Source organism: Kitasatospora sp. NPDC017646, assembly GCF_044329365.1.
In the GTDB taxonomy this organism is placed as follows: domain Bacteria; phylum Actinomycetota; class Actinomycetes; order Streptomycetales; family Streptomycetaceae; genus Kitasatospora.
This window is the reverse complement of sequence record NZ_JBIRJC010000108.1, coordinates 1-5,228: the sequence shown is the minus strand read 5'-3', so window position 1 is coordinate 5,228 and position 5,228 is coordinate 1. Positions and strand designations below refer to the sequence as shown.

Sequence of the window (5,228 nt, the reverse complement as noted above, 5' to 3'; positions counted from 1 at the left end):
GCTTCGGTGCGCAGGGGGTTGATCTCGGAGACGGCGCCGACGAGCGTGGTCTTGCCGACGCCGAAGCCGCCCGCGATGACGATCTTCGCGGAGGTGGTGGCGCGGGTGGGGGCGGCCGCGTTAGAGCTTGCGAAGTCCACTGAGGACCCTTTCGAGCAGCGTGACGTCGGGCTGGTTTCCGGATTCGCCGCCGGAAGCGGGCTGGTGGATGGCGACCAGGCCGGCTTCGGCCAGGTCGGCCACGAGGATGCGGGCCACTCCCAGGGGAAGGGAGAGCAGCGCCGACACCTCGGCGACGGATTTCACCTCTCTGCACAGGGTGCAGATCCGCTGGTGCTCCGGGAGGAGGGTGGCCAGGCGCTGCGGGTCGACGTCGGCGGAGACCAGGGCCTCCAGCGCGAGCTCGTAGCGGGGCCGGGTGCGACCGCCGGTCATGGCGAACGGTCGGATCAGCGGGCCGGAGTCCGGCTCGTCCTCGAACTCCTCGACGTGCCCGGGCTCCTGGGCCGGCTGGTAGCCGGGGGCCGGGGCGGGCGTCTCGCCGGGCGGCGGCGTCGGGTAGCCGGGCGGCGGGGTGTCGAAGGCGGGCTGGGGCCCGGAGTACGGGTCGGCCTGGCCGTACTGGCCGTACTGCTGATCGGGTCGGGCGTACGGGTGCTGCTGGGGCTGTCCGTACTGCTGCCGACCGTACGGCTGACCGTGGCCGGCGCCGGGTGCTCCGAAGGCGTCATGGCCTGTGCCAGGGTACGGAACGCCGTACTGGCCGCTGCGGTCGTCGGGCGGTGTCACGGTTCCTCTCCTCACAAGGTGCGGCGGTGCGGTGCGAGCTTCGGTACGAGTCCGGAGCCGGTGGTGCGAAGGCCGTACGACGTCCGAACCCGAGCCCGCCGAAGCGGGCCCGGGAAGGACGCGGAGGTACTTCGAATACCTGGACGGTATCCGACGAACCGTCAGTGCAGGAGACTGCCCTGGAGTTCCGCGCGGAGTGCGGGGGTGAGGACGGCGCCTGCCCGGTCGACGAGCAGGGCCATCTCGTAGCCGACCAGGCCGATGTCGGAGTCGGGTGCGGCGAGGACGGCGAGGGCGGAGCCGTCGCTGATGGCCATCAGGAACAGGAAGCCGCGCTCCATCTCGACGACGGTCTGGTTGACCTCGCCGCCTTCGAAGATCCGGCTGGCGCCGGAGGTGAGGGAGGTGAGGCCGGAGGCGACGGCGGCGAGCTGGTCGGCGCGGTCGCGCGGGAAGCCTTCCGACATGCACAGCAGGAGGCCGTCCGCGGAGACCACCACGGTGTGGGACACCCCGGGGGTGTTGTCCACGAAATTGGTGATCAGCCAGTTCAGGTTCTGTGCGGCCTGGCTCATCTGAGTCAACTCAACGCTCCTGGTGGTTCGAGCCGCCGAAGAGATCGGTGCTCCGGTTCTGTCCGTTGCCGGACTGGTCTACCTGATCGGGGTCGATCCGGAAGCTTCCGGTGTTGCCGGCGCTGCGGCCCTGCTCCACACCGCGGCGCAGGTTGGTGAGGCGGCCACGGACCTCCTCGGGGCTGCGGGAGACCTGCGGCCCCTCCTGCGGGGTGGGCTTGGCGTTGCCGGGCACCAGGTTCTGCTTGGGAACGCGCCGGGGCAGTCCGGCCCCGGTGGTGCCGCTGGACGAGGGCTCGCGCAGCTGCTCGGCGCGCTGCCAGTCGCCGTCGTTCGGCGACTGCCAGGGGGAGCTGGCGGTCGGGCCGGTCGGGCCGTATCCGCCGAGTGCGGACACGTCGTGGCCGCGGGTCTCGGTGGGCGAGGAGGTGTCCTTGGCGCCGGCGAACCAGTTCGGGGTGTCCCCGGACGGGCTGCCGACGGCCGGGGCGCTGCCCAGGCTGCCGCCCGCCAGCTGCTGGCCGGGGCGGCGCTGGGGCAGCCCGGACGGCAGGGTGGTGGAGGGCTCGGCGGCGGGCAGGGCGGGCGGCTCCGGGGCGTACGGGTGGCCGGCGGGGGCCTCCTCGGCCTGGTGGCCGTAGCCGCCCCGGGCGTACTCGTCCTGCTGGTAGCCGTACTGGTCGTCGGCGTACTGGCCCTCGGAGTAGGCGCCCTGCTCGTAGTTCTGCTGCGGGTACTGGCCGTAGCCGTCCTGGGCGTAATCGTCCTGCTGATAGCCGCCCTGGTCGTAGCCGTACTGGTCGTCGGCGTACTGGCCCTCGGAGTAGCCCTGGTCGTAGCCCTGCTGCGGGGCGTACTGGTCGTAGCCCTGCTGGTAGTCCTCCTCGACCTCGGCGTCCACCACCGGCGGCTGCGGCGCGCCCTCCAGGGCCGCGCGGCGGACCTGGTCGAGGCGCTGCGAGCGCTGGACGGCCTCCAGGGCCGGGCTGAAGCCGGAGGAGCCGGCGTTGCCGATGCCGGTCAGGTGGTCGTCGAAGCCCAGCTCCGCGGCGCTGCGGTTGTGGTTGTCGGGGGCCCACTCGGAGGTCGGCTCCTGGTCGGCGAAGATCCGGGAGACGGTGAACTGCTCCTCCGGCTCCGGCGCCACCGAGGACTGGGTGACGAACGGCGGGAGCATGACCAGCGAGGTGGTGCCGGCCGACTCGCCGGACGGGCGCAGCTGGACGCGGATGTCGTGCCGCTGGGAGAGCCGGCCGACCACGAAGAGGCCCATGCGGCGGGAGATGGTGGCGTCGACCGTGGGCGGCTCGGCCAGCTTCTCGTTGATCTCCGCGAAGTCGTCCGCGGTGAGGCCGATGCCCTTGTCGTGGATCTCGACCAGCACCCGGCCGTCGGGCAGGCGGGTCGCGTTGACCAGCACCCGGGTCTGCGGGCTGGAGAACGAGGTGGCGTTCTCCAGCAGCTCGGCGAGCAGGTGGACGAGGTCGGTCACGGCGGCGCCGACGACCTCGACCTCCGGGATGCCGGACAGCTCGACGCGCTCGTACTGCTCCACCTCGGAGGCGGCGGCGCGCAGCACGTCGACCAGCGGGACCGGGGTGTTCCAGCGGCGGCCGGCCTCCTCGCCCGCGAGGACGAGCAGGTTCTCACCGTTGCGGCGCATGCGGGTGGCGAGGTGGTCCAGCTTGAACAGGTTCTCCAGCTGGTCCGGGTCGGCCTCGTTGTTCTCCAGGTCGGTGATCAGCGCCAGCTGGCGCTGGATCAGGCCCTGGCTGCGGCGCGACAGGTTGGTGAAGATCGCGTTGACGTTCCCTCGCAGCAGCGCCTGCTCGGCGGCGAGCGCCACCGCCTGCTGGTGGACCTGGTCGAAGGCCCGGGCGACTTCGCCGATCTCGTCCTTGCCGTGCAGCGGGATCGCGGTCACCGAGGTGTCGACCCGGTCGGGGTCGGTCTTGGAGAGCTTCTCGACCAGGTCCGGCAGGCGGTGGTCGGCGATCTCCAGGGCGGCGCTGCGCAGGGTGCGCATGCCGAGGATCATCGAGCGGGCGACGTAGCCGGTGAGCAGGCCGGCCAGGATCAGTGCGGCGACGACGATGACCGTGTTCAGGATGGCGTCGTAGAGCGCGTTGTCCTTGAGGTTGCGGGAGTCGGTGAGGACGTCGTCCAGCAGCGCGACTTCGGTGTTCCGCAGGGCCTGGATGTGGGTCCCGGCGGCCTGGTTCCAGTTGTCCGGGGTCAGACCGGCGTTCTTGGCCTCGGCGTACGCGGCGTCGGCGGCGGCCTTGCCCTTCTGCTGCCCGATGGCGGCGGCCTCGGCGTAGTTGGAGGCGAGCGCCAGCAGGCCCTGCATGGTGGGCGCGGTGCCGTTGGGCATCTTGTAGGCCGAGCGGTCCTGCGCGGTGGCCAGGGCGACCTGCGCGTCCGCGTACTTCTTGGCGTCCGCGGGGTCGCTACCGGTGGTGAACTCGCTGATCGAGACCTGTTCCAGCTTCTCGGAGACCAGGATCTGCTGGGTCATGTCCTGGTTCTCGTACCGCGTGGTCGCGCCCGTCGAGGCGCCGACCAGCAGGCTGAGCATCAGCGAGCGCTGGGTCGAGGCGGAGGCCTTGGCCAGCGACATCGCGTAGATCGCGCGGCCCTTGCTGGTGGCGTTGGCGGAGCCGTTGCCGACCGAGTTGTCGTAGGCCAGCAGCGGCGCGAACATCGTCGAGTAGGCGCTCGCGGTGGCGCTGGCGAACAGCTCCTTGCCGTACGCGACCTGGCGCAGGTGCGGCAGGTCGACCACCAGGGTCTCGAAGGCCTCGTGGCGGCGCGGCAGCTCGCCGGACTTGTCGGAGGCGGCGTACGCGGCCTCGTAGGCCTTCAGCGCGGCGTCGGTGTCGGCGCGGCGCTTGGTGACCTCGTTGTTCGGGTCCTGCCCCGTCATCAGGGGTATCAGGGTCTTGTCGCGCTCGTTCTCGAGCGCCTCGGCGAGTTCGGTCGCCGCCTTGGCCAGCTCTGCGGTCTTCTCGGCGCGGGAGGCCTTGATGTAGCCGTCGACCGAGGTGTTCACTCGAAGACCGCCGAAGACCAGACTGATGATCACGGGGATCAGCAGGATCGCGATCAGACGGGTCGGCACGCGCCAGTTGCGCGGACGGAGGAAGTCGTAGCGGCTGGAGCCGCCGTCACCGGCCGGATCGGCGCCCGGGCGGGGCTCCTTGGCCGCGCCCGTGGGCTTGGGGGTCGGGGTGGCGGGGGCGCGCTCCTCGGTGGGAGTGAACGCGGAGAATCCGGCCTTTTCCGCGGCGTTGCCGTTCGGCTCGCTCTGGCGGGGCTCGGAGCGCCGCTGCGGGGCGGGTTGCTGCTTACGCCTCACTCGACTACTACCTCTCGGCCGACTAGCCGGCCATGGATCAATCCAGCGCTACCCCCGGGGCCCTGGGCCGCCGCCGGACGGCCGACGCGGGATATTCAGGGGTAGCTGGAATTTCAGCACGTGCAGGGATGGGGGACAAACAGACGCCGTAGGGCACCCGCGCCGTCACAATCCGGACAATCAGCGACATGACGGAGCAAATCCGTGGTCATCTGGCGCTGAGTGACGCTGATTCGCCACTCTGCGTCATTGTTGATCACAAAATGCCTACCGAACTGTTATCCGCTGCTTATACACGGGTCTTGCGCGCGGTCCCGGGAGGGCACCGGCCGGCAAGCGCCGCCGCCCCGGCGACCCGTCAGTGTGACGGCTCACCGGGGCTTGACGGTTCCGCTGTTCGCGCCCTCGCCCGGCCCACAGGCGCGGTGGTCACCGGAGTCGGGCGAGCAGGGCGTGTTCGACCAGGGTGATGAGGGCGCTCTTGGCGCTGTCGCGGCGGCGGGCGT

Annotated in this window: 3 protein-coding genes and 2 pseudogenes; all 5 read right to left on the bottom strand. The window is 71.1% G+C overall.

What is annotated here, in order from left to right:
- Positions 1–140 (bottom strand): annotated as a pseudogene (locus ACH4J0_RS42775) (ATP-binding protein); the annotation flags it as partial.
- Positions 121–789 carry a DUF742 domain-containing protein gene (locus ACH4J0_RS42770; RefSeq protein ID WP_396246598.1) on the bottom strand — a complete coding sequence of 223 codons (669 nt, stop codon included), beginning with the start codon at positions 787–789 and terminating at the stop codon, positions 121–123. The gene ACH4J0_RS42770 and the pseudogene ACH4J0_RS42775, both read right to left, overlap by 20 nt.
- 161 nt (positions 790–950) lie before the next feature.
- Positions 951–1,364, bottom strand: coding sequence for a roadblock/LC7 domain-containing protein (locus ACH4J0_RS42765; RefSeq protein WP_030291361.1), 414 nt, complete (start codon positions 1,362–1,364; stop codon positions 951–953).
- Between the two features lie 10 nt (positions 1,365–1,374).
- Positions 1,375–4,722, bottom strand: coding sequence for a nitrate- and nitrite sensing domain-containing protein (locus ACH4J0_RS42760; protein WP_396246597.1), 3,348 nt, complete (start codon positions 4,720–4,722; stop codon positions 1,375–1,377).
- Between the two features lie 429 nt (positions 4,723–5,151).
- Positions 5,152–5,228 (bottom strand): annotated as a pseudogene (locus tag ACH4J0_RS42755) (ATP-binding protein); the annotation flags it as partial.